Genomic DNA, 24307 nt, shown 5'->3' with positions numbered 1-24307 from the left:
GCCCAATACCGCCCAACTGCCCACGAAGCCCCCAGCCCCCGCCAATGACGTTTTTCAATCAAGTCCATGCCGTTTTCCGCATTGCCGTGCAGGACGCCGTGCAGGATGCTTTATTTACTGCCGACACATCGCTTTTCCACCCGCAGAGGCCCGTATGAAGAACGTCGAAGAAATCCTCAAGACCAAGTCTCAGCATCAGACCGTCTACACCATAGGGCCTGACGACTCGGTGCTCGACGCCCTGAAGTTGCTGGCGGAAAAGAACGTCGGTGCACTGCCGGTGGTGGAGAACGGCCAGGTGATGGGTATCGTCAGCGAACGCGACTACGCCCGCAAACTGGTGCTCAAGGGCCGCTCGTCGGCGGCGACGCCCGTGCGCGAGATCATGAGTGCGCCGGTGGTCACAGTCGAACCCAAGCAGAACCTGGAGTACTGCATGAACCTGATGACCAACCGCCACCTGCGCCACCTGCCGGTGGTGAGCAACGGCGAACTGCTCGGCCTGCTGTCGATCGGCGACCTGGTCAAGGAAACCATCGCCGAACAGGCCAACCTCATCCTGCAGCTGGAGCAGTACATCCGCGGCGAGTGATCAGTGGTAGGCGCGCTCCAGTTCGTCCAGCTGATGGTCGAAGCTGCGCAGGCGCGCCGACCAGGTGTACACCAGCACTTCCAGGTCGCGGTTGAGCACTGCGGTATTGCCCCCATCGCTGCCCCGTGGGTCGCACAGGTCGAGCTGATAGCGCTCGCGAGCCATGGCCGTGGCCACGCTGGAAAGGTCACGGGCATTGGCCAGCCAGCGGTGATGAGGATCGTGGACCTCCCGGTCCAGCTCCCGACACTGACGCTTGAGGGCATCCAGGCTCTGCTCCAGCGGCGTGCCCTTGAGCTCGCCCATGACCTCCTCGAAGGTCCTCCCCGAATGCCAGTAGCTGCCCCAGAAATAACGATCGAATACGGTCTCGACCCGGCGCAGGGCCACCTTGGTGTTCCAGATGCTCAGCAACGTTCGCCCCTGGCTCACTTCGCGCTTGTTCAGGTGCAGTTGCTGCCAGGCGATCCAGGCCAGGGCGCAGAGCGCCACCGCCGCGGTGACCGCGGCGGCGGCATACAGGAACTGCACGGCCTGGTCCATGTGGTGGACGTGCCGGATACCGTAGAAGTAACCCGCCGTCAGGGTGCCCAGGATCGTCACGGTGCACCAGAATCCTGGTGCGTAGGGATCTTTCATCGCGCTATCCCCTTTTTGTTTTTCCTGAGCATAGCAACGGCCAAATCACTCAACAGGTGCCGCTCGGCGCTTTATTTGCGGGGGCGGCGCAACGCTTCGTTGAGTTGATCGAAGGGCACCGCCCAATCGGCATCGTCTATCACGCTCTCCTTGAGAAAGGCACGCTGGGCGTCGCTCCAGAACGGCGCATCCACCAGCTTGATCTCGTTCTTCAACGGCGAGTGCGTGGTGATGAACTTGTCGATGCTCTCGGCATCGTCCGCCAGGCCCAATTGCTTGAACAGCTCGGAAAATGGATGGATCGGTGCTTCCATGATTCCTCCTCGGGCCGGGCGGGTCGTCCACGACGCCGGCCCGGCATTGGCTTGAACGTCATCAGCACAGTTCGCGCACTTCGGCGTGCGGAACCAGCTTCAGGTATTGCTCCATGCTCATGTGGATCAAGTGATCGTGATCACCTGCCTCCAGGTAGACATCGCCCTGGCGGGTAAGGCTCGGGTCGAGCAACATCTTCACGTCATAGGCATCGCCGAGCGCCGGGATGGCGCCGCGCTCGCAGTCGCCGAACAGCGTCGGCAGGCCACTCTCGCGGGTCAGTTGCCAGGCGCCGGTCATGCGCACCTTGCTCATGTCCAGGTGCCGGTTGGCCGGCAGCACGGCCATGAGGTAGTTGCCATGACGGTCGTCGAGCATCACCGACTTGGCGACCCGTTCGGCGGGTACGCCGGCAGTGCGTGCCGACTCCAGGCTCGTGGCCGAGTGTGGATGGGAAATGATGTCGTAGTCGCAGTTGGCCTGGTCCAGGCGCTGCTGCAGGGTCTTGGCCATACGCATGATGCACCTCCGGTTTAGCCCCCAACCTGAAGTTTAGGCCCTGGTCCGGCGAGCACGACTAAACTTCGGGGACAGGTCCGACGAGGTGACGACAGGTGATCGCTCGCTGCTGGTACTGCCTGCTGCTGTTACTGATGCTCGGCGCGGCCCCGGGAGGCCAGGCCGCACCAGGCGGTAGCGTGTGGGTGCTGGGCATCGACGATGCCATCGGCCCGGCCAGTGCGGACTACCTGGTACGCGGTCTGGAGCAGGCACAGGAGCAAGGCGCGCAGTTGGTGGTGATCCGCCTGGACACCCCCGGTGGGCTGGACAGCTCCATGCGCCAGATCATCAAGGCGATCATCGCCAGCCCCGTACCGGTGGCCAGCTTCGTCGCCCCCAGCGGCGCCCGGGCCGCCAGCGCCGGGACCTATATCCTGTATGCCAGTCACGTGGCAGCCATGGCGCCGGGGACCAACCTGGGCGCGGCCACGCCGGTGCAGGTCGGCGCCCCCGGCCCGCCCTCCTCGCCCGCCTCCAAGGACAAGGACGAGAAGGCCTCCGCCCCCGAGGGCCAGGACGCCCTCACACGCAAGCAGGTCAACGATGCCGCCGCCTACATCCGCGGCCTGGCGCAGTTGCGCGGACGCAACGCCGACTGGGCCGAGAAGGCCGTGCGCGAGGCGGTCAGCCTGCCGGCCAACGAGGCCCTGCGCCTCAAGGTCGTCGACTTGGTGGCCAACGACCTGCCCGACCTGCTACGCCAGCTGGACGGCAAGACCCTGGAGGTCGCCGGCCAACCCCGTCAGTTGCAGACCGCCGGCGCCCTGGTGCTCGAGCATCCGCCAGACTGGCGCACCCGCCTGCTGGCGGTGATCACCAACCCTAGCGTGGCACTGATCCTGATCATGATCGGCGTCTATGGCCTGCTGTTCGAGTTCATGAACCCCGGCTCCGGGGTTGGCGGCGTGGTCGGCGGTATCTGCCTGTTGCTGGCCTTGTACGCCCTGCAGTTGCTACCGGTCAGCTATGCCGGCGTGGCGCTGATCCTGCTCGGCTTGGCGTTCATGATCGCCGAAGCGTTCCTGCCCAGCTTCGGCGTGGTCGGCTTCGGTGGCATCGTAGCCTTCGTGGTCGGCGCGGTGATCCTGATGGATACCGAAGCGCCCGGCTTCGGTATCCCTCTGGGCTTGATCGTCAGCCTGGCAGTGCTCTCGGCGGTGCTCCTGGGCGGTGTGCTGGGCATGGCCCTCAAGGCGCGACAGCGGGCCCTGGTCAGCGGCGATGCCGGCCTGGTCGGCAGCCTGGTCACGGTGACCCAAGTGATGGCGGACAACCCGTTCTGCGGCTCGGTGCAGGCCCAGGGCGAACAATGGCAAGTTCAATGCGCGACCCCATTGCAGCCTGGGCAGCATGTGCGGGTAATCGCCCGCCATGGCGTGATGTTGGAGGTCAGTGCCACCGCGCCCGCGGCGCAAGGAGAGTGAAGATGTTCGTTCAGTTCGGTTTCGGCGCCTTGCTGGCATTGCTTGGCGTGCTGTTGGTGTCGGCACTGCGCATCCTGCGCGAGTACGAGCGTGGCGTAGTATTCCAGCTGGGGCGCTTCTGGCAGGTCAAGGGGCCAGGGTTGATCATCCTGATCCCGGGGATCCAGCAGATGGTCCGGGTCGACTTGCGCACCGTGGTGCTCGACGTACCGCCCCAGGACGTGATCACCCGTGACAACGTCTCGGTCAAGGTCAACGCCGTGGTGTACTTTCGCGTGCTCGACCCGCAGAAGGCGATCATCCAGGTCGAGGATTTCCTCACCGCCACCAGCCAGCTGGCCCAGACCACCCTGCGCGCCGTGCTCGGCAAGCATGAGCTGGACGAGCTGCTGGCCGAGCGCGAGCAGCTCAACTCGGACGTTCGCCAGGTGCTGGACGCCCAGACCGATGCCTGGGGCATCAAGGTGGCCAACGTCGAGATCAAGCATGTCGACCTCAACGAGTCGATGGTCCGCGCCATCGCCCGCCAGGCCGAGGCCGAACGCGAGCGGCGGGCCAAGGTGATCCACGCCGAGGGTGAGTTGCAGGCGTCGGAGAAACTTATGCAGGCCGCACAGATGCTCGGCAAGGAGCCGGGGGCCATGCAACTGCGCTACATGCAGACCCTGGGCTCGATCGCCGGAGACAAGAGCTCGACCATCGTCTTTCCGTTACCGGTGGACCTGCTCAAGGGATTGATCGACAAGCAGCGCTAGCGGGGCCACTCAACTGCTGGCCTAGACCGGCGCGCGACGCAGGGTGGCCAGGAAGGTCGCCGCGCCGATGAACAGCCCGGCAAAGGTCCGGTTCAAACGCTTCTGCTGCCTGGGCGTGCGCAGCATCCGCAGCACCCGGGCCGCCAGCCCGGTGTAGCCGGCCATCACCAGCATGTCGACGCTGATCATGGTGAGGGTGATCGCCAGGTACTGGGGCAGCAGCGGGGCATGCGGATTGATGAACTGCGGCAGCACCGCGAGCATGAACACCAGCGCCTTGGGATTGCTGACATTGACCAGGAAACCGCGGAACACCAGGCTCAACGGCTTGCCGATCGGGCGCACGCCCGACGAATCGTCCATGTCCATGGGCAACGCGCGCCATTGCCGGTACGCCAGGTACACCAGGTAGGCGACACCGAACCATTTGATGATCTGGAACGCGGTGGCCGAGGCGGCGAGGATCGCGCCGACACCGGCGGCGATGATGGCGATCTGCACGATCAGGCCCAGTTGCAGGCCCAGGGCGTTCCAGTAACCACGCCAGAAACCGTACTGCAGCCCACTGGACATCGAGGCGATGGCCCCGGCACCCGGCGACAGGCTGATCACCCAGCACGCGGCAAAGAAGGCCAACCAGGTTTCCATCGACATCGCACACCTCGTTCGAACATGTTGCAAAACGTTAAGCTACGGTGTTGGTGAAATTTTCACCAGCGATTTTTCAGCTGCCGCTCAATCGGCCTCGCCTGTCGTGTCCTGGGCCAGCACCGGCACTTCGGTACCGCGCCAACGCCGCACGGCCTTCTGGAAGAACTGGCTGTTGGGCACCTGCACCAGCGCCCCACCCGCCTCCGGCACTTCCAGCAAGGTGGTATAGAGCAGGTTGATGGCGATCACCCGCCCCTTCACACCGGGCTTGTCGAGGGTGTCGACCAGCTCGACCACATCGCCGATGCGAAACGGCCCCACGGTGAAGATCAACACCGCGCAGAGCAGGTTGGACAATACGCTCCAGATGGCGAAGAAGGCCACCGCCGCCACCGCGACGAAGCCCGACAGGGCGGTCCACAGCACCGTGGCCGAGACACCCAGGCGCTCCAACACGAACAACAGTGCGCTGCCCATGATCAACCAGCGCAGGCTGCCGCGCACCGGCACCAGCAGCTCCGGCGGCAACGGGTAGCGATCGCCCAGGCGGCTCAGGCCGCGGGCGACGATGCGTTGCAGGACGAATGCAGCCACCAGGATCAGCAGGATCTGCAGCCCCAGCCAGAACGGCTCCATCCATTGGCCCGGCAGTAGCGTGCGCAGCGCCTCCATCAGGACAGCGCCTCCAGCTCGGCCTGCATGCTTTCGAGCGTCTCCAACGCCTCCATCCAGGCCTCCTCCAGCTCGCCCTCACGCTGCTTGAGCGTGCTCTGGCGCGCCAGCAGGTCGCGCAACTCGTCCTTGCGCGCAGCCTCGTAGAGGCCCGCGTCGCCCAGGGCGGCCTCGATCCCGGCCAGTTGGGCGTGAACCTGGCCCAGTTCGGCCTCCAGCTTCTCGGCGGCACGCTTGTGCGGCGCCAGTTGCTGGCGCAGGGCTGCAGCAGCCTGGCGCTGGGCTTTCTTGTCGGTCTTGTCCGGGTTGGCTGGGGCATTGCTGGCGGGCGCACTGCGCTGACGGTAATCGATCAGCCAGCGGCTGTAGTCGTCCAGGTCGCCATCGAAGGCCTGGACCTTGCCGTCGGCCACCAGCAGGAAGTCGTTGGTGGTGCTCTTGAGCAGGTGACGGTCGTGGGACACTACCACCACCGCTCCACTGAACTCCTGCAAGGCCATGGTCAGGGCCAGGCGCATCTCCAGATCCAGGTGGTTGGTCGGTTCGTCGAGCAGCAGCAGGTTCGGCCGCTCCCAGGCGATCAGCGCCAGGGCCAGGCGCGCCTTCTCGCCACCGGAGAAGTTGACCACCGGCTCGTCGACCCGGTCGCCATGGAAGTCGAAGCCACCGAGGAAGTCGCGCAGGGTCTGCTCGCGCTCGGTCGGGGCGATGCGCTGCAGGTGCAGCAGCGGGCTGGCCTTGTCGTCGAGGGCGTCGAGCTGGTGCTGGGCGAAGTAGCCCACGGCCAGGTTCTCGCCACGTACCAGACGCCCGCCCAGCGGCTCCAGCTCACCGGCGAGGTTCTTGATCAGGGTCGACTTGCCGGCGCCGTTGGGGCCGAGCAGGCCGATGCGTGCACCCGGCGCCAGCTGCAGCTTGACCTTCTCCAGGATCACCTTGTCGCCATAACCGAGGCGGCCCTCGGACAGGTCGAGCAACGGATTGGAGATTTTCTGCGACTCGCGGAAGACGAAGTCGAACGGCGAATCCACATGGGCCGCCGACAGCTCCTCCATGCGTTCCAGCGCCTTGATCCGGCTCTGTGCCTGACGGGCCTTGGTGGCCTGGGCGCGGAAGCGGGCGATGTATTTCTCCATGTGCGCACGGCGGGCCTGCTGCTTCTCGTAGGCCTGTTGCTGCTGCGCCAGGCGCTCGGCACGGGTGCGCTCGAAAGCGGTGTAGCCGCCGCGGTAGAGGTTGAGCTTGCGTTGCTCGACGTGCAGCACATGGTCGACCACAGCATCGAGGAAGTCGCGGTCGTGGGAGATCAGCAACAGTGTGCCTGGGTAGCCCTTGAGCCAGTCTTCCAGCCAGAGGATGGCATCCAGGTCCAGGTGGTTGGTCGGCTCGTCGAGCAGCAGCAGGTCAGATGGGCACATCAGCGCCTGCGCCAGGTTCAGGCGCATGCGCCAGCCACCGGAGAAATCGCCGACACGGCGGTTCATCTGCTCGGCGGTGAACCCCAGGCCGGCCAGCAGCTTGCGCGCACGGGCGTCGGCGGTATAGCCGTCGGCGCTCTCCAGCTCGCTGTGCAGGCGCGCCAGGGCGGTGCCGTCGTGGGCCGACTCGGCGGCTGCCAGCTCGGCCTGGACCTGGCGCAGGCGCACGTCGCCGTCGAGCACATAGTCCACCGCCAGGCGATCGAGGGTGTCGACCTCCTGACGCATGTGGGCGATGCGCCAATCGCTGGGGAGCTGGCAGTCGCCGGCATCGGGCGAGAGCTCGCCGCGCAGCAGGGCGAACAGGCTGGATTTACCGGCACCGTTGGCGCCGATCAGGCCGGCCTTGTGACCGGGGTGCAGGGTCATCTCGGCGCCTTCTAGCAAGCGCTGCGGACCACGCTGTAAAGTGAGGTTCGATAGTCTGATCATGATGGTCGCGGAGTCTATCAGCTTCCCCTGCAACCACACAGGCCACTTGATCGTCGGCGCGAGGCGAACATGCATACCGATTTGTGGCGCCATGCCTTGGCGCTTTATGGGCAACCCGGCGTCGAAGCCGCCTGCCTGGAGCTGCAGGCGCTGGGCGGCGATGTCTGCCTGCTGCTGTGCGGTACCTGGCTGCAGGCCGGTAACGTCCAACCCGATGCCGAGCGCGTACACGCACTCCGGAGCCTTGCCGAACCCTGGCAGCGGCAAGTGGTCGCCCCGCTGCGCGTCCTACGCCAGCAATGGCGTGCCGATGCCCAGGACGATGCGCACCTGGCGGTGCTGCGTGAGCAGGTCAAGGGACTGGAACTGGAGGCGGAGCGCACCTTGCTGGCGCGCCTGCAGGAGCAGGCAAGGGCATGGCCCGCAGGCCCAGACGGGCCCACGGACGATTGGCTGGCCTGGCTGGCGCCGGACCAGGCCCGCGGCCACGACGCGCTGCATCGCTTGCGCGTCGCGGCCGAGGCGCTTCAGGACGCCGTGGACGGCGACTGAACCGGGTTGCTGGCCGGTGCCGGCGAGGCGCTGGCTGGCGCGGCCGAGTTGGTCACTGGCGCCGGGGCGCTGGTGGCGGGTGCGGCCGGCTTGCTTTCGACAGGTTTGCTCGCGGCAGGCTTGGCCGCTGCCTTGGCAACCGCCGAGCGGGTAGCGCCGGGCTTGGCTGCCGGCTTGGCGGCTGTGGAACGGGTTGCAGCGGGTTTGGCAGCAGGTTTCGCAGCATTGGCCCTGGCCGCAGCCGGTTTCGCCGCTGGCTTGGCCGCTACGGGCTTGGCGCTGGACGCTTTCGCCGCAGGCTTGGCCGCTGGTTTCGCAGCGCTGGCCTTGGCCGGCGCCTTGGCAGCAGGCTTGCTGGCGGCCTTGGCCGCCGGTTTGGTCGCAGCAGCCTTGGCAGGTGCGCGGGTGGCGGCGGTGCCCTTGGCCGCAGTCGCGGCAGCAGCCCTAGCCGGCGCCTTGCTGGCAGCCGGTTTGGCGGCACTCTTGGCAGCCGGTTTAACGGTGCTCTTGGCAACTGGTTTGGCTGCAGCGGCCTTGGCCGGTGTGCGGGTGGCGGTCGGCTTGGCGGCGGGTTTCGCGGTGGCGGGTTTGGCCGCAACCTTGGCAACGGGCTTGGCGGCTGCCTTGGTGGCCGCGGCACGCTGGTCGAGGGCCTTGCCGGCAGCCTCGCGTACCTTGCCAACGCCCTGGGCCAGTTTCAGGCTTTCCTGGGCATCACGCTTGAGTTGCTGGATATAAGTACGGGTCTGGGTCTGGCGCTCTTTGAGCGAGTCGAGCAACGCTTCAAGTTCGCCGGTGGCTTTCTTCGCCTTGTTCTGCGCCTTGGCTTTACCGGCCTTGGCGGCATCCTGCAACTTCAGGCGTGCGTTGTGCAGTTTCTCCTGGGCCTTGCCACGTTGTTTTTCCAACTTGGCCAGCAGTTTTTCCGCATCCGCCAGCGCTTGCGAGCAGGCATCTTCCAAATGTTCGAGCAGACTACCCGAAAGTTGCTGGAGCAGGTGCAACGGCGTACTGACTGGCTTCTTCTTGGCCGACATGGTTTACCTCCTGGCTGACGAGATTGCGGCTCATACTATGCTTCTGCTGCTAACGCCGCTAGGGCATGTTGACAGTATTGGTGCCGCCGCGTTGCATGCCTGGGCAAAGTTGTTATCTTGCAGCTCGGTGCAAGTGTAGTTGCCCAATAAGCAATTGCTGATATTTACACATTTCCCGCCAACAAGGCTGGCATACTTCCGGCTCATTGCCGCAGGAGCCAACCGTGCCTCGCTATCTTGTTCTCGGGCTGTGCCTGGCCGCCCCCTTCGCCTTCGCAGGCCCAGACACCGCCCCCGCCAACGACCACGACCTCGCCTACAGCCTGGGCGCCAGCCTCGGCGAGCGGCTGCGCGAGGAAGTACCCGGCCTGCAGCTCGATGCCCTGGTGCAAGGCCTGCGCCAGGCCTACCAGGGCCAACCGCTCAAGCTCGACGCGCCACGCATGCAGGCCATTCTCCAGCAGCATGAGGCGCAGGCCGCTGCCGCAGCCGAACAAGCCCAGGCGGAGCAGCTCCAGGTCGCGGAGCAGCGTTTTCTGGCCAACGAACGCGCCCGCGCCGGCATGCATGAGCTGGCCGGTGGCGTTCTCTACAGCGAACAGGTGCCTGGCAACGGCGCCCAACCCAAGGCGGGCGGCAAGGTGCAGGTACGTTACGTGGGGAAATTGCCCGACGGCTCGGTGTTCGACCAGAACCTGCAACCCCAGTGGTTCAGCCTGGGCTCGGTGATCGAAGGTTGGCAGGTGGCGTTGCCACACATGAAGGCAGGGGCGAAATGGCGGCTGGTGATCCCCTCGGCGCAAGCCTACGGCGCCGAAGGTGCGGGCGACCTGATCGCGCCCTACACCCCCCTGGTATTCGAGATCGAATTGCTGGCGGTGGCCGACTGAGGCCAGGCGTCAGGCCTGGACCGCCCCTTCTTCCTTGTGGGCGTTGTGCAGCACCTCGATCAGGCAATCCTCCAGCTCGAAGCGCTCGTGCAGCAGGCTGCCCAGCTCGCCGAGTTTCTTGGAGAAACGCTCGGGGTCCTTGCACTGGCCTTTTTCGCAATGGTCGTTGAAGGCCAAAGCGATCTGGGTGATGTCGTTGATCCGCGGGTTGATCTGCTCGGCCAGCTCCAGCGCGCCGTCGTCGCCGAAGGCCTTGGCCTCGCTGACCAGTTGTTCGCAGACTTCGAAGTGCCATGCCGAGACATAATCGACCAGGATCTCGCAGAAACGGCCGTTCTGCTCCTTGTCGGCAAAGGCCGGCTTGGCGTCGCGCAGGGCGCGGAAGGCGTGCACCAGTTCCTGGCGCTCCTCCAGCCAGCGGTCGATCAGCTTGTGAACCCCACCCCAGCGTTCCTGAGCGTTCTGACAACTATCGAGCATGGCTATCTCTTCCCTTCTGGGTAGATGCCGCTGCACCTCGCACCACAACACCACAGCACAAAGGTGACATCAGCAGGACGGCATCGAGCAGTTGTGTTTTCGGTATGCGTGCAGGGAGATTATTCCCGCGCGTGCTGACCATCAAGGTACGCATCGGACAAAGTTCGTACAAGCGTTTAATCTCGTTGCGGCTCACCACTGGTCGAGCGATCGTGGCGGGCTTGCCCTGGATCAAGCGTTGCCCAGGCGGCGCAAACAAAACCTCAGCAGCCAGGACAACGGCAGCGCCGACAACAGCAGGAACGCCAGCAGGCTCCACTCGGGCAGGGTCAGGTCGAGAAAGCTCCAGGTCAGCGAGTCGCAGTCCGGGCCGCCCAGCAACAGCATCTTCAAGGCCTGGCCCCAGGACTGCTCCAGGACCTGCTGGAACGGGACATGGCAGGCTTCCAGCGGCATGCTCCCCCCCTGCAACCAGACATGCCGCGCCGCCAGCAGCGCGCCACCCAGCGAACAGGCCAAGGCCAGCGCGCAGTAGGCGCGCCGGCCCGACGAGCCGGGGTGGTGGATGACCGCGCACAGACAGACCAGCGAGTAGAGCCCCAGCAGAAAGCGTTGGCTGAAGCACAAGGGGCACGGCACCAGGCCCAGAACGCTTTCGAGGTGGAAAGAGGCAGCCAGCACCGCCAGCGAGGCGAGCCAGGCAGGAAGAAAGAACGTATGCAAACGGGCCAGCAGCATGAGCGATGTAGGTCCCGGGTTGAAGATATGGCTTGGAACGGTAGAGGAAAGGCGCGCTTTGTTTCAAGGCGCTACAGTGGGGACAAGTCGCTGATTGACAAGGAAAGTTTTCAACAATCAGTAGGAAATTTCCGAAGAAGGAAAGCGCAAACCCAGCCTTTGCGGCTGGAAAATCCACAAACCCAAGCGCCCGCGCACTGGCGCGGGCGCTTGGGGGTACTCAGGCTCGCATCCCCTCGGGCAATGGCAGGGCCAGCAGGCGCTCGTCCAACAGGCCCAGGCCTTCCTGGAACAGCTGGTTGCTGCGCTCGGTTTCGCCCAGGCCGGCGAGCAGGCGGGCCAGCTCGGCGCAGGTCTCTGGGTTACGCTCCAGGCGCAGGCTGCTTTCCAGGTAGTCGCGCGCCTTGCCCCACAGACGGTTCTGCAGGCTCAGGCGGCCCAGGGTCAGCAGCAGGCTCGCATCCTCGGGGTGCTCCTTGAGCCAGCCCTCGGCAGCCTGCAGCTGGCGCGCCGGATCATCGCCCCGTACCAGGCCGTACAAGCGAGCCAGGTGGCTTTCGTACTGGCGCTTGAGCGCGGTGCGCAGCACCTGCTCGGCCTCGCCCTGGGCACCGACCTGGCGCAGTTGCTCGGCGTAGGCCAGCACCAACTGCGGCTCCTGACGCTGGGCAGCGGTAAGTTGCTGCCAGGCACGCTCCAGGCCCTGGCGGGCGGCCTGGGCATCCTCGCCACGGGTCGCCGCCAGGCACAGGTTCTGGCCCCAGGCGCGCTGTTCCAGCTCTGCCAGCTCCTTGGCCGGCAGTACCTTGCCCTTGCGCAAATCGGGCAGCAGGCGGATCAGCGCCGGCCAATCGCCCCGCTCCAGGTGCAGGCGCTGCAGCAGGCGCAGCACCTGGGCGTTGTGCGGGTGACGCTCTTGCATGGCCAGCAGGGTGTCGAGCGCCCCCTCGGCATCGCCACGGTCCATCTGCAACTGGGCATGGGTCAGGGCGATGGCGAGTTCCGCCTGTGGCTGGCGTTCGAGAGCGCGCTCGAGCAGGTTGTCGCTGTCCTCGGTACGGCCCAGCTCGTTGGCCGCACGTGCGGCGCCAAGGTAATAGAGCAGTGGTTGGCGCTCGGCTTCGGCAGCCCGGTGCAAGTGGCGCTGGGCACTTGCCCAGCGGCCCTCGGCCAGGTCCAATTGGCCTTGCTCGATGGCGATGCGAGTACGCCGGCTACGGTTGCGCCGCGACCAGGGGTTGACCACACCGCTCGAGGTCAACACCAGGCCGACCAGGTAGCGCAACAGCCAGAGCGCCCCGACGATGGCCACCAGCGCCGCCAATGCCGCCCACAGCCCCGACTGGTAACGGAACCCGCCATAGGCGATCAGCACGTAGCCACTGTGCTTGGCAACGGCGATCCCCAGCGCCGCGGCCACCACGATCGCCAGCACCGCCAGCAGGTAGACACGCTTCATGGCTTGCCCCCTTCGGCTTCGGCCGGCAGGTGGCGACGCTGGATGTAGGCCTGCACCGCAGCCAGGCTCTCGCTCAGGTCGGGCGTGACCACCGAGACCGGCTGCTCGGCCAGCGCGTTGAGGCTGTCGAGCATGGCCTTGCTCTGCGGGTTGTCGGCGTTGAAGTTGGCCAGCAGCACGCTGCGCGCATCGTCCAGGGCCTGGGTGTAGACCTTGGCCTCGCCGTTGAGCGCCGCCCACTGCGCCTGCTCGATGGTCAGGCTCAGGGCCAGGCGCAACTGGTTGAGCGATTGCCCGGCCAGCAACGGACGCACGTTCTCGTCGGCGTTGAACTCGATCTGGAAGTACTTGGAGATTTCTGCCCACCACTGGGACCAGCGGCTGGCTCCATCGCCGTCGGCGGTCAGGGCACCGAGGGCGTCGGCATTGCTGTCGAACTCGGGGGACTGGGCGCTGAGCTGCTGCACCAGCTCGCGCTGGGCCGCGAGCTTGAGGAACAGGCCGGTACGGTCAGGCTGCTGGGTGCTGTCGAGCATCGCCAGGCTGCGGGCCAGTTGCTCGCGGGCGGCGAAGGCGCCCGGGTCGCTCTGCTCGCGCAGGATCTCGTCGGCGCCTTCGACCAGGGCCTTGGCGCTGGCGATGTCCTGCAGGGCCGACAGGCGCAGGGTGGCCAGACGCAGCAGGTGCTCGGCTTCGGCCAGTCGCCATTCCTTGCGGCTCTCGCCGAGCACGGTTTCCAGGCGCTGGCTCAGGCGCTGCTGGTCGCCCTGCAACTGCGCCACCAGGCGGCGTCGGTCTTCCAGCTCGCTGGCCGCCGGCAGGCTGGCCAGTTGCGCGCTGATCTGCTGCTCTCGCTGCTGCAGCGCGCTGGTGCGTTCACTCAGGGCCTGCAGGTGCTGGCCCTGGCCCTGCTCGCTGCCTTGCAGCTGGCGGACCTGCCAGGCTCCCCAGCCCCCGACCGCGATCCCGGCCGCGCCCAGCAGCAGGGCCAGCAATGCCAAGCCATTGCCAGAGCGCTTGGCAGGTTTGGCGGCGGGGGTTTCCGGCGTCTCGGGCGCCGATGGCTGTTCGTTGTTGGACAAGACAGTTTCGCTCACGTATCCATCCTTTGCATGGGGGCGCGTCGCATTGAGCTTAGCGCCTTAGGAGGCAGGTGCAGCGCTACGCTGCACGGCTGCCAGCAAGGCCGCGGCACTGGCGCCACGGCAATCCACGATCTGTTGGGCGCCCGCCGCCCGGGCCTGTTCGGCGACCCGGGGGCTCGGCACGAACAACGGCACACGCGCCAGGCGCGGCCAGTCGGCACCCGCCAGGCGCAGCAGGTGTTCAAGACCTTGCCCACTGCTGACCACCAGGCCGTTGAGGCGTTCCGCCTCGATTCGACGCACCAGGGTCCCCTCCGGGTAATCCGGCAACTGGCGGCGATACAGTTCCAGATAATCGACACTAGCACCTTGCTCCCCAAGACGCTCGGCCAGCAGTTCGCGACCTCCCACACCCCGCACGACCAGCACGCGCGGCGTGGCGACGGCGGCGATAGCCTCGCCCAGGACCGGCAGTGCGAGCAAGGCTTCACTGTCATCGCCGTCAGCGGGGAAGTCGACCAGCAGGCCCTGGTCCTGGAGAATCCGCGCCGTGGCTGCGCCCACCGTGAACCAGCCCCGGCGAGGCGGCGGCAGGCCCGCCCCGGCCAGTTGCTCGAGCAGCAGGCGCGCGGCCGGCTTGCTGACCACGATGATCGCCTGGTAGTCGCGCAGGTTGGCCAGGCGCTGGCCTTGCCGGGCGTCCAGCACCACCGGCTCGATGGCCAGCAATGGCAGGCAACTGCTGGCAATGCCGGCGGCAGCGAGGCTCTGCGCCAGTGCCTGGCAGTCTTCCTCGGGCCGGGTCAGCAGCAGGCGCCAGGGGCTCACGGGTGTCCGGCCTCGCCATAGACATCCTTGAGAATGGCCTCGGCGCCCTGGCTGAGCAGGTCTTCGGCGACCTGCACGCCCAACGCCTCGGCGGCGCTGCGCGGAGCGCGTGCCTCGGCGCGCAGCAAGGTACCGCCGCTGGGCTGGCCGACCAGGCCGCGCAGCCACAACTGCTCGCCTTCGAGCACGGCATAGCAGGCGATCGGCACCTGGCAACCGCCGTTGAGGCGCTTGTTCAGGGCTCGCTCGGCCACCACGCGGTCGGCGGTGTCGGCATGATGCAGGGGTGCCAGCAGGGCATGGATTTCATGATCGGCACTGCGGCATTCGATGCCCACGGCCCCCTGGCCACCGGCCGGCAGGCTGTCATCGACACCGATGGTCGAGGTGATGCGTGCCTCGAAGCCGAGGCGGATCAGGCCGGCCGCAGCGAGGATGATGGCGTCGTACTCGCCGGCATCGAGCTTGGCCAGGCGGGTATTGACGTTGCCACGCAGGAAGCGGATTTCCAGGTCCGGACGGCGCGCCAGCAACTGGGCCTGGCGACGCAGGCTGGAGGTGCCGACGACACTGCCGGCCGGCAGCGCGTCGAGGCTGGCGAAGCGATTGGAAACGAAGGCGTCGCGTGGGTCCTCGCGCTCGCAGATGCAGTACAGGCCCAGGCCTTCGGGGAAGTCCATGGGCACGTCCTTCATCGAGTGCACGGCGATATCGGCCTCGTTGTCCAGCAGCGCGGTTTCCAGCTCCTTGACGAACAACCCCTTGCCACCGATCTTCGCCAGGGGCGCATCGAGCAACTTGTCGCCGCGGCTGACCATGGGCACCAGGGTCACCACGAGGCCCGGGTGGGCCTGCTCCAGGCGGGCCTTGACATATTCGGCCTGCCACAGGGCCAGGGCACTTTTACGGGTGGCAATACGGATTTCGCGAGTGGACATGAAACGCCCCGATCCAGAGAAATACCGCCGATCATAACAGCTCCGCCGGCCTTGCCAGCAGATCCAGGTCATCAGGCTACCCTGTAGGCGCGGTGTTTTATCATCCGAGGCTGCCTTGCCGACGATGGGGCGCGAAGCAGCCCCAGCTGGCAGCTGAAAGTATTGACTGAGCGGCTATCGCCTGGCCACGAACAAGGGCTAGGCCCTTGCCATACCGTGAAGCCCGTGTCAGAGCGTCTGCATCATCTTGCGCACACCCGCCACATGACGCCGGCTGACGGTCAGGGCATCGCCATCCAGGCCTTTGAGGAACAGCTGGAAATGCCCAAGCGGCGTGCGCTGCAGACGCTCGATGCGCTCCCGGGCCACCAGCGCGTTGCGGTGGATGCGCACGAAACGTTCACCGAACTCGTCCTCCAAGGCCTTCAATGGCTCGTCCAGCAACACTTCCCCGGCCTCATGGCGCAGGGTCACGTACTTGTGGTCGGCGATGAAATAGATGACCTGTGGCAAGGGGATCAGCTCGATGCCCTTGCGCGTTCGTGCGCTGATGTGGCTGCGCGGGCCGCCGCCCTCGTTGGCCGGCCGGGTCAGGGCCGCGAGCTGGGCGCGATTGGGCTTGTCGGCCTTGCGCAGGGCTTCGCGCAGGGCCTGGGGTTGGATCGGCTTGGTCACGTGGCTGAGGGTGCTGTCCTTGAAGGCCTGGCTGCCGTATTCGTCGTCGCCGGTGCAGAACACCACGGCCGGCGGCGCCTCGCGCTCGCACAGCCGGGCGGCCACCTGCAGGCCGTCCAGGCCAGGCATGCCGATGTCCAGCAGGACCACATCGGGTTTGTGGCTGTCGATCAGGGCCAGGGCCTCCTCGCCGTTGGTGGCGCTGGGCTCCAGCACGGTGTAGCCCTCAAGCTCGCCGAGCAGCCGGCTCAGGCGTTCGCGGGCTTGGGGTTCGTCATCAACGATCAGGACATTCATAATTGCGCTGGATTCCTGAGTGAGTCTCGCATCGGTATAGCGTAGACAGGTGTAGGGCGACCGACACCGCGGTCACGCTCTAGACCGACGCGATGGCCAAAGATTCACTGGCCTGGCAGTTTCGCCGCCAGCCCTTTGTCCAACTGTAGACGGTCCGTGGAACACTGCCGTTCAATCATTGAATATCTCCAGGACCCGCCCGCCTCCGCCTCGCCGGGGTTTCTCTCGACCGACGCCCCTGCGGCGCAGGCCTCAACCCTGTTATGATCGACGCCACTTTTTTCGTTCACGCCTTCAACGAGTGAATCCATGAGCACCGACAAGACCAATCAGTCCTGGGGCGGCCGCTTCAGTGAGCCCGTCGACGCCTTCGTCGCCCGCTTCACCGCCTCGGTCGATTTCGACAAGCGCCTGTACCGCCACGACATCATGGGTTCGATCGCCCACGCCACCATGCTGGCGCAGGTCGGCGTACTCACCGACGCCGAGCGCGACGCCATCATCGACGGCCTGAAGACCATCCAGGGCGAGATCGAGGCCGGCGCCTTCGACTGGCACGTCGACCTGGAAGACGTGCACATGAACATCGAGGCCCGCCTGACCGACCGCATCGGCATCACCGGCAAGAAGCTGCACACCGGCCGCAGCCGCAACGACCAGGTGGCCACCGACATCCGCCTGTGGCTGCGCGACGAGATCGACCTGATCCTGGCCGAGATCACCCGCCTGCAGCAGGGCCTGCTGGAGCAGGCCGAGCGTGAGGCCGAGACCATCATGCCCGGCTTCACCCACCTGCAGACCGCCCAGCCGGTCACCTTCGGCCACCACCTGCTGGCCTGGTTCGAGATGCTCAGCCGCGACTACGAGCGCCTGGTCGACTGCCGCAAGCGCACCAACCGCATGCCCCTGGGCAGCGCCGCGCTGGCCGGTACCACCTACCCGATCGACCGCGCGCTGACCTGCAAGCTGCTGGGCTTCGAGGCCGTGGCCGGCAACTCGCTCGACGGCGTGTCGGACCGTGACTTCGCCATCGAATTCTGCGCGGCTGCAAGCGTGGCGATGATGCACCTGTCGCGCTTCTCCGAGGAACTGGTGCTGTGGACCAGCGCCCAGTTCCAGTTCATCGACCTGCCTGATCGCTTCTGCACCGGCAGCTCGATCATGCCGCAGAAGAAGAACCCGGACGTTCCCGAGCTGGTTCGCGGCAAGAGCGGCCGCGTGTTCGGCGCCCTGACCGGCCTGCTGACCCTGATGAAAGGCCAGCCGCTGGCCTACAACAAGGACAACCAGGAAGACAAGGAACCGCTGTTCGACGCCGCCGACACCCTGCGCGACTCCCTGCGCGCCTTCGCCGACATGATCCCGGCGATCAAGCCGCGCCACGCGGTGATGCGCGAGGCGGCCCTGCGCGGCTTCTCCACCGCCACCGACCTGGCGGACTACCTGGTGCGCCGTGGCCTGCCCTTCCGCGACTGCCACGAGATCGTCGGCCACGCGGTGAAGTACGGCGTCGACACCGGCAAGGACCTGGCCGAGATGAGCCTGGACGAGCTGCGCCAGTTCAGCGACCAGATCGAGCAGGACGTGTTCGCCGTGCTCACCCTGGAAGGCTCGGTCAACGCCCGTGACCATATCGGCGGCACCGCGCCGGCGCAGGTGCGTGCAGCCGTGGCCCGGGGCAAGGCGCTGCTGGCTTCGCGCTAAGGCTTCCCCCAGTGCGAGGGCTACGCCCTCGCTCGCGGCATCCCCCTCAGCGCTTGCTGCGCATCATCTCCAGGAACGCCGGCATCGCCGCGTCCTTGTCCGCCACGATCCGCGCCATGTGCGGGTTCTCTCCCAGCTTCTCCAGCAATGCCCCTGCCTGCGGGAAGTCCGCCAGGAAATCGATGTTCAGCACCTTCTTGCCCACCAGGCAGGCCAGGTCCACCGAGAAACAGAACATCAGGTCGGCCAGCGTCAACTGCTCGCCCGCCACGTAGGGGGCGAAGCGGCCGTTGCGCTTGAGCGTGGCGAAACCGGCCAGCAGCTCGCTGCGGGCGCGTTCCTTGATCACCGGCTCCACCGCCATGCCGAAGAACGCCTCGGGGTAGCAGGTACGCGCCGGCAACTCGATGTACAGCTCGATCTCCTTGAGCAACTCGCGCACCTTGGCCTGGGCGAAGGCATCCGCCGGCAGCAGTGGCTTGCCGGCCTGGGTCTGCTCGATATAGTCGAGGATCACGCAGGTCTCGCTGATAAACCCCTGCTCGGTCTCCAGCACCGGCACCTTGCCGCGTGGGCTGATGGCCAGGGCCTGCGGGCTCTGGCCGGCGAAGAACGGCACCTCTTCGAAGGGCAAGCCTTTTTCCATCAGGGCCAGCTTGACCATGTTGTAGTAGTTGCTGACCGCGAATCCGTGAAGCTTGAGCATTGATACAGCCTCCAGGCCGTGTGGGGATGGCCCGGCTGTTATAGACCGATCGCCCCGGCCTGGCCAGCATCATGCGAGCTGTCGATGACAGGGCATCCGCAGTGCGGGCATGGCACACTGTGTGCTCCACCACAGGAGCAGCGCCATGAGCGAACCCAGCGACATCGACAACAATGACGAGGAAGCCTTCGTCGAAGCGACCCTGATTCAGGCCATCGAGAACCAGATCGAAAGCGGCGAGCCAGCAGCGGCCAAGGCCACCTTCAATAAGCTGACCCTGGTCGGCTACGAACGCGAGGACATCCTCAACCTCATGGCCCATGTGCTGGCCATCGAGATCGACGCCATGCTCGACGAGGACCGGCCGTTCAATGGCCAATGGTACGAGAACGCCCTGCGCGCCTTGCCCGAGCTGCCACCTGAAGCAGATCAAGGCGACAACGACGAAGCCTGACTACACTCCTGGATCAGGCGCCGGCAACGGTGCCGCCATCCTTGTCTGGAAGTCAGGAGTCATCCATGTCCTTCACCCCCGAACTGATCGCCGAACTGGAAGTCCTCGCCCTGTTCAACCTGGACAGCAGCCAGGAAGGCATCAAGGTCCACAGCAACGCCTCCCCCACTTTGGTCGCCGCGGCCCGGCGCCTGCACGACAAGCAACTGACCACCCAGCCCGATGGCGGCTACCTGACCAGCCTGGGGCTGGATGCCGCCGAGAACGTCCAGCAGTTGCTGACCATCCTCAAGGCCGTGCAGCCGGCTTGAGTTCGCAGCGCCCTTTGCGCGGGCAAGCTCCCACAGGTTCGCCGGCGCCCTCAAGGACGGCGTTGTTCCTGTGGGGGCCTGCCGGGGCGCCGAACTGCCGCGAAAAAGCCCCACGCCCGCGAGGAAAATGACGTCAATAACCCAGCCAACGCTTATCCGAGCGCCGCACTCAGGCTAAACTCGCCAGTGCTCCCCTGGCCTGCCTGAGTGCGCAATGAACCACCCCCACGAAATCCGCCCCGACCTGGAACAAGGCATCGACCGCAAGGAGCTGGCGAAGCTGCGTGCGCGCTTCCTGCAGCTCAACCAGGGGCGACTGGAGCGGGCCATGGAGGGGTTGTCCACGCGCCAGCAGCAGGTGTTGACCCTGCTGCCGCTGCTGTTCCACGTCAACCACCCGTTGCTGCCCGGCTATGTCTCGGGCAACACACCGGCCGGTGTCTCGGGGTTCGAGCCCGACGTCCAGCTGCTGGCCGAGGCCCAGCGCCTGGCCCGCTCGTTCACCCACAAGGCCCGCCATGGCAACCCACCGCGACCGATCCATGGCCTGTTCCTGATGGGCAGCCTGGGTACCCTTGCCCAGGCCGAGCAAAGCGACATGGACCTGTGGGTCTGCCATGCCGCGAACCTGGGCGAGGCCGAACTGGCCGAGCTGCGGCGCAAGTGCCAGTTGCTCGAGGCCTGGGCCGCCAGCCAGGGCGCCGAGGCGCACTTCTTCCTCATCGAGCCCCAGGGGTTCGTCCAGGGTGAGCGCGATGGCCAGCTCGGCTCCGATGACTGCGGCACCACCCAGCATTACTTGCTACTCGACGAGTTCTACCGCACGGCGATCTGGCTGGCCGGCCGCACGCCGCTGTGGTGGCTGGTCCCGGTCTACCAGGAGCACAACTACCGGGAATACACCCAGGTGCTGCTGTCCAAGCGTTTCATCCGTGCCGAGGACGACCTCGACCTCGGCCACCTGGCGCACATCCCGCCGGGCGAATTCGTCGGTGCCGGGCTGTGGCAACTGTTCAAGGGCATCGACTCGCCCTACAAGTCGGTGCTCAAGCTGCTGCTGACCGAAGCCTATGCCAGCGAGCACCCCGAGGTACGCTGCCTGAGCCTGGACTACAAGCAGGCAGTGTTCGCCAATCGCCTGGACCTCGACGAGCTCGACCCCTACGTGATGGTCTACCGGCGCATCGAGCGCTACCTGCAACGCCGGGGCGAAACCGCACGCCTGGAGTTGGTGCGGCGCGCCCTGTACCTGAAGGTCAACAAGAAGCTCAGCGAACCCGGCCGCTCACGTGTCGGCGGTTGGCAACGCCGGTTGCTCGGGCGCCTGGCCGAGGAATGGGGCTGGAACCTGCGCCAACTGGCCATGCTCGACAGCCGCAGCCAGTGGAAGGTACGCCAGGTAGCTGCCGAGCGCCGTGAGCTGGTGGCCGAGTTGAACCACAGCTACCGCTTCCTCGGCGAGTTCGCCCGCAGCCAGAACGCCAGCAGCCGCGCCGACCAGCGCGACCTCAACGTCCTCGGCCGCCGCCTGTACGCTGCCTTCGAGCGCCGCGCTGGCAAGATCGAGGTGATCAACCCAGGCATCGCCCCGGACCTGGCCGAAGATACCCTGACCCTGGTCCAATCGCCCAACCGCAAGGAGCCCGGGACCCACCACTGGGGGCTGTACAATGGCAACCTCGGCGTGCACGAATGGGAGCACTTCAGCCCGATCAAGCGCTGCCGCGAACTGCTCGAACTGCTCACCTGGGCCCATCGCAACGGGGTGATCGACAGCAGCACACGCTTGGCCCTGCACCCCGGGGTCAGCGACCTGAGCGAATTCGAGCTGTTCAACCTGCTGGGCAGCCTGCAACAGACCATTGCGCTGCCGCTGGAAACCGTCAGCGAGATCCGCCTGCTGCAGCCGAGCGTGGCCGACGAGATCCTGCTGCTGGTCAACGTCGGCATCGACCCGCTGCGCCATCATCGCGACCTGAACATCCTGATGACCACCGAGCGCACCGACTCGCTGAGCTACGCCGGTGTGCGCGAGAACCTGGTGCTGACCCTCGACCAGGTCACCCTCAACAGCTGGAACGAAGTGCTGGTGCAGCGCTACGACGGCGAGCACGCGCTGGTGCGCTGCCTGCGCGACTTCCTCAACAGCCTCGGCCAGCGCAAGCACCGGCCACGGCTGCGGGTACGCTGTTTCTGCCACAACCGCGCCCAGGCCATCCGCCAGCGGGTCGAGGATATCTTCGATACCGCGCAGTCGCTGCTCGACCAGGCGCTGAACCATCGCTACCTGCTGCAGGTGGCGCAGTACACCCATGTGCTGGAGCTGCAGCCTGGGCAGGTCAGCCTGGCCACCCTCGCCGACCACGAGGCCGTGCTCGATTGCCTGGGCGAGGAACGCGGTGAGTACAGCCCCCTGCACCTGGACGCCAATGCCCTGCAGGATCACGACCTGCCGCTGATTCTGGGGCAAGGGCAACCGGGCTGCATCCAGGTGTTCTATCGCCTGCTCGACGGCTGGGCCGACCTCTACGTGCTGGACGAGTACAACGCCCTCTGGCAGCAGCGCCTGCCCTTGCAGGACGAAACCCACCTGCTGCTGCCCCTGCAGCGCTTCTTGCGTTCGGTAGTGATACGCCGCGACGCCCTGCTGCCGCTCGACAGCCTGCAACAGGCATCGCTGGACATCCTCTACTACCAGTTGCAGCCCTCCGGTGCCGGCAAGGCCCGCAGCCTGGAGCCGCGCCCGGCGCCGAGCGATGGCAGCGACCAGCCCTACTATGAGGTGCAAGCGATCCTGCAGGCTGGCACGGGCGACGATGTGCACGTCACGCTCTACTGCGACCAGCAGGAGTTCTCCGAACTGGAGCATGGCGACCAGCTCTACGCCGTGGTTGCCCGCCAGATCATCGGCCGGCGTCGCAGCGCCGGCAACTACCGCTGCTACATCACCGACCTGGACCTGTCCGAGCTACTGGAGGACGACCAAGGCTCGACGGTGCTCTACCTGCGCTACAAGCGCGAGCTGGAGCAGGCGCTCAACGATGGGCTGGAGCAGTTGCAGGCGGCCCTGGAGCCCTAGTGGGGCCCTGCAGGCCTTCATTGGGGCCGCTTCGCGTCCCCAGATGGCCGGCACCGCTACCGCGAAAACCGCCTACAGGTCGTAGTCGCCCGCCGCCTCCGGCTGGTATTCGACATCCAGCAGGGTGAGCTTGAGGGTCTTGCCACCAGGGGCCGGCCAGTCGATCTGGTCGCCCACCGACAGCCCCAGCAACGCACAGCCGATCGGCGCGAGAATGGAGACGTTCCCTTCAGGCCCTGCGTCCTTGGGATAGACCAGGGTCAGGTGGTAGTCCTTGCCACTGGCTTCTTCGCGGCAGTGCACGCGCGAATTCATGGTCACTACACCGGCCGGGACCTCCTCGTGACCGACAACCTGGTCGGCGCGGTCCAGCTCGTCCTGCAGGGCGAGCACACCCGGCGTACTTTCATCGAGGCTGTCGATCAGACGCTCGAGACGCTGTACGTCCAATCGGGTGAGGATGAGGGAAGGCTTGGTGCTCATGATCCAGTCAGACTCCTTTTTAACAGGCAGATAAAGCAAAACCCCGCCCAAGGGCGGGGTTTGTGAATACTTTCGGCATCACCGACGCTGGGTTCGACACTACCACAGCCGGGCAAATACTCAAGCCCGGCCGTCACTGCGCGGCGTACCGCACCCGTCGGGCCTGGGCCTCGCGGCAGATCTGCCGGCGTCGCTCGTCATCGGCCGAACGCCATTCGCGGATGTGCTCCACCGGCCGGAAACAGCCACGACAGACCTTGTGCTCATCGAGCCGGCAGACGTTCACGCACGGCGAAGGTACCGCCGGGCTGACGTTGCTGTAGAGCGGCTTCGGGGGCCGTGCCGGGTCGCTCATCTCAGATCTCGTCGAAGTCCAGCTTCTCGCCGGCCCGCTCCCAGACGATACGCTCGAGCATCTCGCCCAGCAGCTCCTCGCTCTTCTCGCAGACCCACTTGCCGCTCTGTTCGTCGTAGTCGAAGTGGAAGCCGCCGGAGCGATCGGCCAGCCACAACTGGCGCAGCGGTTCCTGGCGGCTGAAGATCAACTGGCTGCCGTTGTCGAACTTGACGGTCAGCACCCCGGCGGAATTCTCCATGTCCACATCCAGGCCGCTCTCATCGAACAGGTCTTCCAGGGCCTGTTGGGTCGCGTCGACCAGATCATGGAAACGCGCTTCGCTCAAACTCATTGCAGGAACCTCGAAATTGGCTACTTACGGCAAGCCGGGCAAGATACGGGCGACTTGGCGGGAATGCAAAGCTTCACGCCAATCAGCTGCAAGCTGCAAGCGTCGAGCGGCAAGAAAAAGCCAAGCATGCGCCAGGCCAATGCCGGTCAGTTAAGACGTTCAGTTGTCATTTGGGGCCGCTTCGCGCCCCATCGCCGGCAAGCCGGCTCCCACACTGTCCATGCAAACCGCATCATGTGTGGTCGCCGCGATCCCTGTGGGAGCCGGCTTGCCGACGGTGGGCTGCAAGGTAGCCCCAAAAATGACAAAGCGCCGCTTAACTGACTGACATTGTGCGCCAGGCTGCTTTTTCTTGCCGCTTGCCGCTCGAGGCTGGCCCGCCG

General features: G+C 66.0%; 27 protein-coding genes. 9 read left to right on the top strand and 18 right to left on the bottom strand.

The window, feature by feature from the left end; translation table 11 throughout:
- Positions 1 to 154: 154 nt before the first annotated feature.
- Positions 155 to 592 (top strand): CBS domain-containing protein, encoded by a 438-nt coding sequence (locus NJF35_RS03455; RefSeq protein WP_225786692.1) that lies wholly within the window; start codon positions 155 to 157, stop codon positions 590 to 592.
- Here NJF35_RS03455 and NJF35_RS03450 read toward each other — a convergent pair whose 3' ends face one another.
- From NJF35_RS03450 to NJF35_RS03440, 3 genes are all read right to left on the bottom strand, one after another.
- Positions 593 to 1231 carry an NADH:ubiquinone oxidoreductase subunit N gene (locus tag NJF35_RS03450; protein WP_225786693.1) on the bottom strand — a complete coding sequence of 213 codons (639 nt, stop codon included), beginning with the start codon at positions 1229 to 1231 and terminating at the stop codon, positions 593 to 595.
- A gap of 71 nt (positions 1232 to 1302) precedes the next feature.
- On the bottom strand, positions 1303 to 1545 hold the full coding sequence (locus NJF35_RS03445; protein WP_225786694.1) for a DUF2789 domain-containing protein: 243 nt from the start codon (positions 1543 to 1545) through the stop codon (positions 1303 to 1305).
- 61 nt (positions 1546 to 1606) lie between these two features.
- Positions 1607 to 2065 carry an aminoacyl-tRNA deacylase gene (locus tag NJF35_RS03440; protein WP_225786695.1) on the bottom strand — a complete coding sequence of 153 codons (459 nt, stop codon included), beginning with the start codon at positions 2063 to 2065 and terminating at the stop codon, positions 1607 to 1609.
- 95 nt (positions 2066 to 2160) lie between these two features.
- On the opposite strand from NJF35_RS03440, the gene NJF35_RS03435 reads away from it, so the two are divergent.
- Positions 2161 to 3531, top strand: coding sequence for an NfeD family protein (locus NJF35_RS03435; protein ID WP_225786696.1), 1371 nt, complete (start codon positions 2161 to 2163; stop codon positions 3529 to 3531).
- Positions 3532 to 3533: 2 nt separating this feature from the next.
- The gene (locus NJF35_RS03430) at positions 3534 to 4286 is read left to right on the top strand and encodes a slipin family protein (RefSeq protein WP_225786697.1); all 753 of its coding nucleotides are present in this window, start codon (positions 3534 to 3536) and stop codon (positions 4284 to 4286) included.
- A 21-nt stretch (positions 4287 to 4307) separates the two neighbouring features.
- Here NJF35_RS03430 and NJF35_RS03425 read toward each other — a convergent pair whose 3' ends face one another.
- From NJF35_RS03425 to NJF35_RS03415, 3 genes are all read right to left on the bottom strand, one after another.
- Positions 4308 to 4940, bottom strand: a complete 633-nt coding sequence (locus tag NJF35_RS03425; RefSeq protein ID WP_225786698.1) for a LysE family transporter — start codon at positions 4938 to 4940, stop codon at positions 4308 to 4310.
- Positions 4941 to 5021: 81 nt separating this feature from the next.
- Positions 5022 to 5609, bottom strand: a complete 588-nt coding sequence (locus tag NJF35_RS03420) for a mechanosensitive ion channel family protein (protein ID WP_225786699.1) — start codon at positions 5607 to 5609, stop codon at positions 5022 to 5024.
- Positions 5609 to 7519, bottom strand: coding sequence for an ATP-binding cassette domain-containing protein (locus NJF35_RS03415; RefSeq protein WP_225786700.1), 1911 nt, complete (start codon positions 7517 to 7519; stop codon positions 5609 to 5611). The genes NJF35_RS03420 and NJF35_RS03415 overlap by 1 nt, the downstream gene beginning before the upstream one ends.
- Before the next feature lie 69 nt (positions 7520 to 7588).
- Here NJF35_RS03415 and NJF35_RS03410 point away from each other — a divergent pair, with 69 nt between their 5' ends.
- Entirely contained in the window at positions 7589 to 8071 is a 483-nt protein-coding gene (locus tag NJF35_RS03410) for a TIGR02444 family protein (RefSeq protein WP_225786701.1), read from the top strand.
- Here the strand turns inward: NJF35_RS03410 and NJF35_RS03405 are convergent.
- Positions 8047 to 9108: an AlgP family protein gene (locus NJF35_RS03405; protein ID WP_225786702.1), complete on the bottom strand. Its 1062-nt coding sequence runs from the start codon at positions 9106 to 9108 to the stop codon at positions 8047 to 8049. The two genes, NJF35_RS03410 and NJF35_RS03405, sit on opposite strands and share 25 nt — an antisense overlap.
- A gap of 224 nt (positions 9109 to 9332) precedes the next feature.
- Here NJF35_RS03405 and NJF35_RS03400 point away from each other — a divergent pair, with 224 nt between their 5' ends.
- Positions 9333 to 9998, top strand: coding sequence for an FKBP-type peptidyl-prolyl cis-trans isomerase (locus tag NJF35_RS03400; RefSeq protein ID WP_225786703.1), 666 nt, complete (start codon positions 9333 to 9335; stop codon positions 9996 to 9998).
- A gap of 9 nt (positions 9999 to 10007) precedes the next feature.
- Here NJF35_RS03400 and rsd read toward each other — a convergent pair whose 3' ends face one another.
- From rsd to NJF35_RS03365, 7 genes are all read right to left on the bottom strand, one after another.
- Positions 10008 to 10478, bottom strand: a complete 471-nt coding sequence (gene rsd / locus NJF35_RS03395) for a sigma D regulator (RefSeq protein WP_225786704.1) — start codon at positions 10476 to 10478, stop codon at positions 10008 to 10010.
- A gap of 231 nt (positions 10479 to 10709) precedes the next feature.
- Positions 10710 to 11216: a disulfide bond formation protein B gene (locus NJF35_RS03390; protein ID WP_225786705.1), complete on the bottom strand. Its 507-nt coding sequence runs from the start codon at positions 11214 to 11216 to the stop codon at positions 10710 to 10712.
- A 220-nt stretch (positions 11217 to 11436) separates the two neighbouring features.
- Positions 11437 to 12675, bottom strand: coding sequence for a heme biosynthesis protein HemY (locus tag NJF35_RS03385; protein ID WP_225786706.1), 1239 nt, complete (start codon positions 12673 to 12675; stop codon positions 11437 to 11439).
- A complete protein-coding gene (locus tag NJF35_RS03380; RefSeq protein WP_225786707.1) occupies positions 12672 to 13772 on the bottom strand; it encodes a uroporphyrinogen-III C-methyltransferase in 1101 nt (366 codons plus the stop codon). Before NJF35_RS03380 ends, NJF35_RS03385 begins: the two co-directional genes overlap by 4 nt.
- Positions 13773 to 13817: 45 nt before the next feature.
- Positions 13818 to 14588, bottom strand: coding sequence for a uroporphyrinogen-III synthase (locus tag NJF35_RS03375; protein ID WP_225786708.1), 771 nt, complete (start codon positions 14586 to 14588; stop codon positions 13818 to 13820).
- Positions 14585 to 15526, bottom strand: coding sequence for a hydroxymethylbilane synthase (gene hemC, locus NJF35_RS03370; protein ID WP_225786709.1), 942 nt, complete (start codon positions 15524 to 15526; stop codon positions 14585 to 14587). Before hemC ends, NJF35_RS03375 begins: the two co-directional genes overlap by 4 nt.
- 228 nt (positions 15527 to 15754) lie before the next feature.
- Complete coding sequence (locus tag NJF35_RS03365) at positions 15755 to 16498, bottom strand: LytR/AlgR family response regulator transcription factor (protein WP_225786710.1); 744 nt, start codon at positions 16496 to 16498, stop codon at positions 15755 to 15757.
- 309 nt (positions 16499 to 16807) lie between these two features.
- Between NJF35_RS03365 and argH the strand changes: the two genes are divergently transcribed.
- Complete coding sequence (argH, locus tag NJF35_RS03360; RefSeq protein WP_253090669.1) at positions 16808 to 18202, top strand: argininosuccinate lyase; 1395 nt, start codon at positions 16808 to 16810, stop codon at positions 18200 to 18202.
- Positions 18203 to 18248: 46 nt separating this feature from the next.
- Here argH and NJF35_RS03355 read toward each other — a convergent pair whose 3' ends face one another.
- Positions 18249 to 18908: a glutathione S-transferase gene (locus tag NJF35_RS03355; protein ID WP_225786712.1), complete on the bottom strand. Its 660-nt coding sequence runs from the start codon at positions 18906 to 18908 to the stop codon at positions 18249 to 18251.
- Positions 18909 to 19053: 145 nt separating this feature from the next.
- Here NJF35_RS03355 and NJF35_RS03350 point away from each other — a divergent pair, with 145 nt between their 5' ends.
- The 3 genes from NJF35_RS03350 (at position 19054) to NJF35_RS03340 (ending at position 22752) form a co-directional block, all read left to right on the top strand.
- Positions 19054 to 19362, top strand: coding sequence for a hypothetical protein (locus tag NJF35_RS03350; protein WP_225786713.1), 309 nt, complete (start codon positions 19054 to 19056; stop codon positions 19360 to 19362).
- A 65-nt stretch (positions 19363 to 19427) separates the two neighbouring features.
- On the top strand, positions 19428 to 19673 hold the full coding sequence (locus NJF35_RS03345) for a TIGR02647 family protein (protein ID WP_225786714.1): 246 nt from the start codon (positions 19428 to 19430) through the stop codon (positions 19671 to 19673).
- 214 nt (positions 19674 to 19887) lie between these two features.
- Complete coding sequence (locus NJF35_RS03340; RefSeq protein ID WP_253090668.1) at positions 19888 to 22752, top strand: class I adenylate cyclase; 2865 nt, start codon at positions 19888 to 19890, stop codon at positions 22750 to 22752.
- 72 nt (positions 22753 to 22824) lie between these two features.
- Here NJF35_RS03340 and rnk read toward each other — a convergent pair whose 3' ends face one another.
- The 3 genes from rnk to cyaY all read right to left on the bottom strand — a co-directional run bounded on the left by rnk (position 22825) and on the right by cyaY (position 23924).
- The gene (gene rnk / locus NJF35_RS03335) at positions 22825 to 23235 is read right to left on the bottom strand and encodes a nucleoside diphosphate kinase regulator (protein WP_225786716.1); all 411 of its coding nucleotides are present in this window, start codon (positions 23233 to 23235) and stop codon (positions 22825 to 22827) included.
- A gap of 133 nt (positions 23236 to 23368) precedes the next feature.
- Positions 23369 to 23590 carry a DUF1289 domain-containing protein gene (locus NJF35_RS03330; protein ID WP_225786717.1) on the bottom strand — a complete coding sequence of 74 codons (222 nt, stop codon included), beginning with the start codon at positions 23588 to 23590 and terminating at the stop codon, positions 23369 to 23371.
- A 1-nt stretch (position 23591) separates the two neighbouring features.
- On the bottom strand, positions 23592 to 23924 hold the full coding sequence (gene cyaY / locus NJF35_RS03325) for an iron donor protein CyaY (protein ID WP_225786718.1): 333 nt from the start codon (positions 23922 to 23924) through the stop codon (positions 23592 to 23594).
- Positions 23925 to 24307 lie beyond the last annotated feature (383 nt).

It is taken from the genome of Pseudomonas guariconensis (assembly GCF_024127895.1).
Taxonomy (GTDB): Bacteria; Pseudomonadota; Gammaproteobacteria; order Pseudomonadales; family Pseudomonadaceae; genus Aquipseudomonas; species Aquipseudomonas guariconensis_B.
This window is presented reverse-complemented; position numbering and strand designations above follow the sequence as displayed.

Bases quoted from the DNA above. Each gene is read 5' to 3' on its own strand.
- NJF35_RS03405 (WP_225786702.1), bottom strand. From the start codon at position 9,108: ATGTCGGCCAAGAAGAAGCCAGTCAGTACGCCGTTGCACCTGCTCCAG.
- NJF35_RS03455 (WP_225786692.1), top strand. From the start codon at position 155: ATGAAGAACGTCGAAGAAATCCTCAAGACCAAGTCTCAGCATCAGACC.
- NJF35_RS03365 (WP_225786710.1), bottom strand. From the start codon at position 16,498: ATGAATGTCCTGATCGTTGATGACGAACCCCAAGCCCGCGAACGCCTG.
- NJF35_RS03410 (WP_225786701.1), top strand. From the start codon at position 7,589: ATGCATACCGATTTGTGGCGCCATGCCTTGGCGCTTTATGGGCAACCC.
- rsd (WP_225786704.1), bottom strand. From the start codon at position 10,478: ATGCTCGATAGTTGTCAGAACGCTCAGGAACGCTGGGGTGGGGTTCAC.
- NJF35_RS03355 (WP_225786712.1), bottom strand. From the start codon at position 18,908: ATGCTCAAGCTTCACGGATTCGCGGTCAGCAACTACTACAACATGGTC.
- NJF35_RS03340 (WP_253090668.1), top strand. From the start codon at position 19,888: ATGAACCACCCCCACGAAATCCGCCCCGACCTGGAACAAGGCATCGAC.
- NJF35_RS03345 (WP_225786714.1), top strand. From the start codon at position 19,428: ATGTCCTTCACCCCCGAACTGATCGCCGAACTGGAAGTCCTCGCCCTG.
- hemC (WP_225786709.1), bottom strand. From the start codon at position 15,526: ATGTCCACTCGCGAAATCCGTATTGCCACCCGTAAAAGTGCCCTGGCC.
- NJF35_RS03430 (WP_225786697.1), top strand. From the start codon at position 3,534: ATGTTCGTTCAGTTCGGTTTCGGCGCCTTGCTGGCATTGCTTGGCGTG.
- NJF35_RS03330 (WP_225786717.1), bottom strand. From the start codon at position 23,590: ATGAGCGACCCGGCACGGCCCCCGAAGCCGCTCTACAGCAACGTCAGC.
- cyaY (WP_225786718.1), bottom strand. From the start codon at position 23,924: ATGAGTTTGAGCGAAGCGCGTTTCCATGATCTGGTCGACGCGACCCAA.
- NJF35_RS03385 (WP_225786706.1), bottom strand. From the start codon at position 12,675: ATGAAGCGTGTCTACCTGCTGGCGGTGCTGGCGATCGTGGTGGCCGCG.
- NJF35_RS03415 (WP_225786700.1), bottom strand. From the start codon at position 7,519: ATGATCAGACTATCGAACCTCACTTTACAGCGTGGTCCGCAGCGCTTG.
- NJF35_RS03425 (WP_225786698.1), bottom strand. From the start codon at position 4,940: ATGTCGATGGAAACCTGGTTGGCCTTCTTTGCCGCGTGCTGGGTGATC.
- argH (WP_253090669.1), top strand. From the start codon at position 16,808: ATGAGCACCGACAAGACCAATCAGTCCTGGGGCGGCCGCTTCAGTGAG.
- NJF35_RS03440 (WP_225786695.1), bottom strand. From the start codon at position 2,065: ATGCGTATGGCCAAGACCCTGCAGCAGCGCCTGGACCAGGCCAACTGC.
- NJF35_RS03445 (WP_225786694.1), bottom strand. From the start codon at position 1,545: ATGGAAGCACCGATCCATCCATTTTCCGAGCTGTTCAAGCAATTGGGC.
- NJF35_RS03420 (WP_225786699.1), bottom strand. From the start codon at position 5,609: ATGGAGGCGCTGCGCACGCTACTGCCGGGCCAATGGATGGAGCCGTTC.
- NJF35_RS03450 (WP_225786693.1), bottom strand. From the start codon at position 1,231: ATGAAAGATCCCTACGCACCAGGATTCTGGTGCACCGTGACGATCCTG.
- NJF35_RS03390 (WP_225786705.1), bottom strand. From the start codon at position 11,216: ATGCTGCTGGCCCGTTTGCATACGTTCTTTCTTCCTGCCTGGCTCGCC.
- NJF35_RS03350 (WP_225786713.1), top strand. From the start codon at position 19,054: ATGAGCGAACCCAGCGACATCGACAACAATGACGAGGAAGCCTTCGTC.
- rnk (WP_225786716.1), bottom strand. From the start codon at position 23,235: ATGAGCACCAAGCCTTCCCTCATCCTCACCCGATTGGACGTACAGCGT.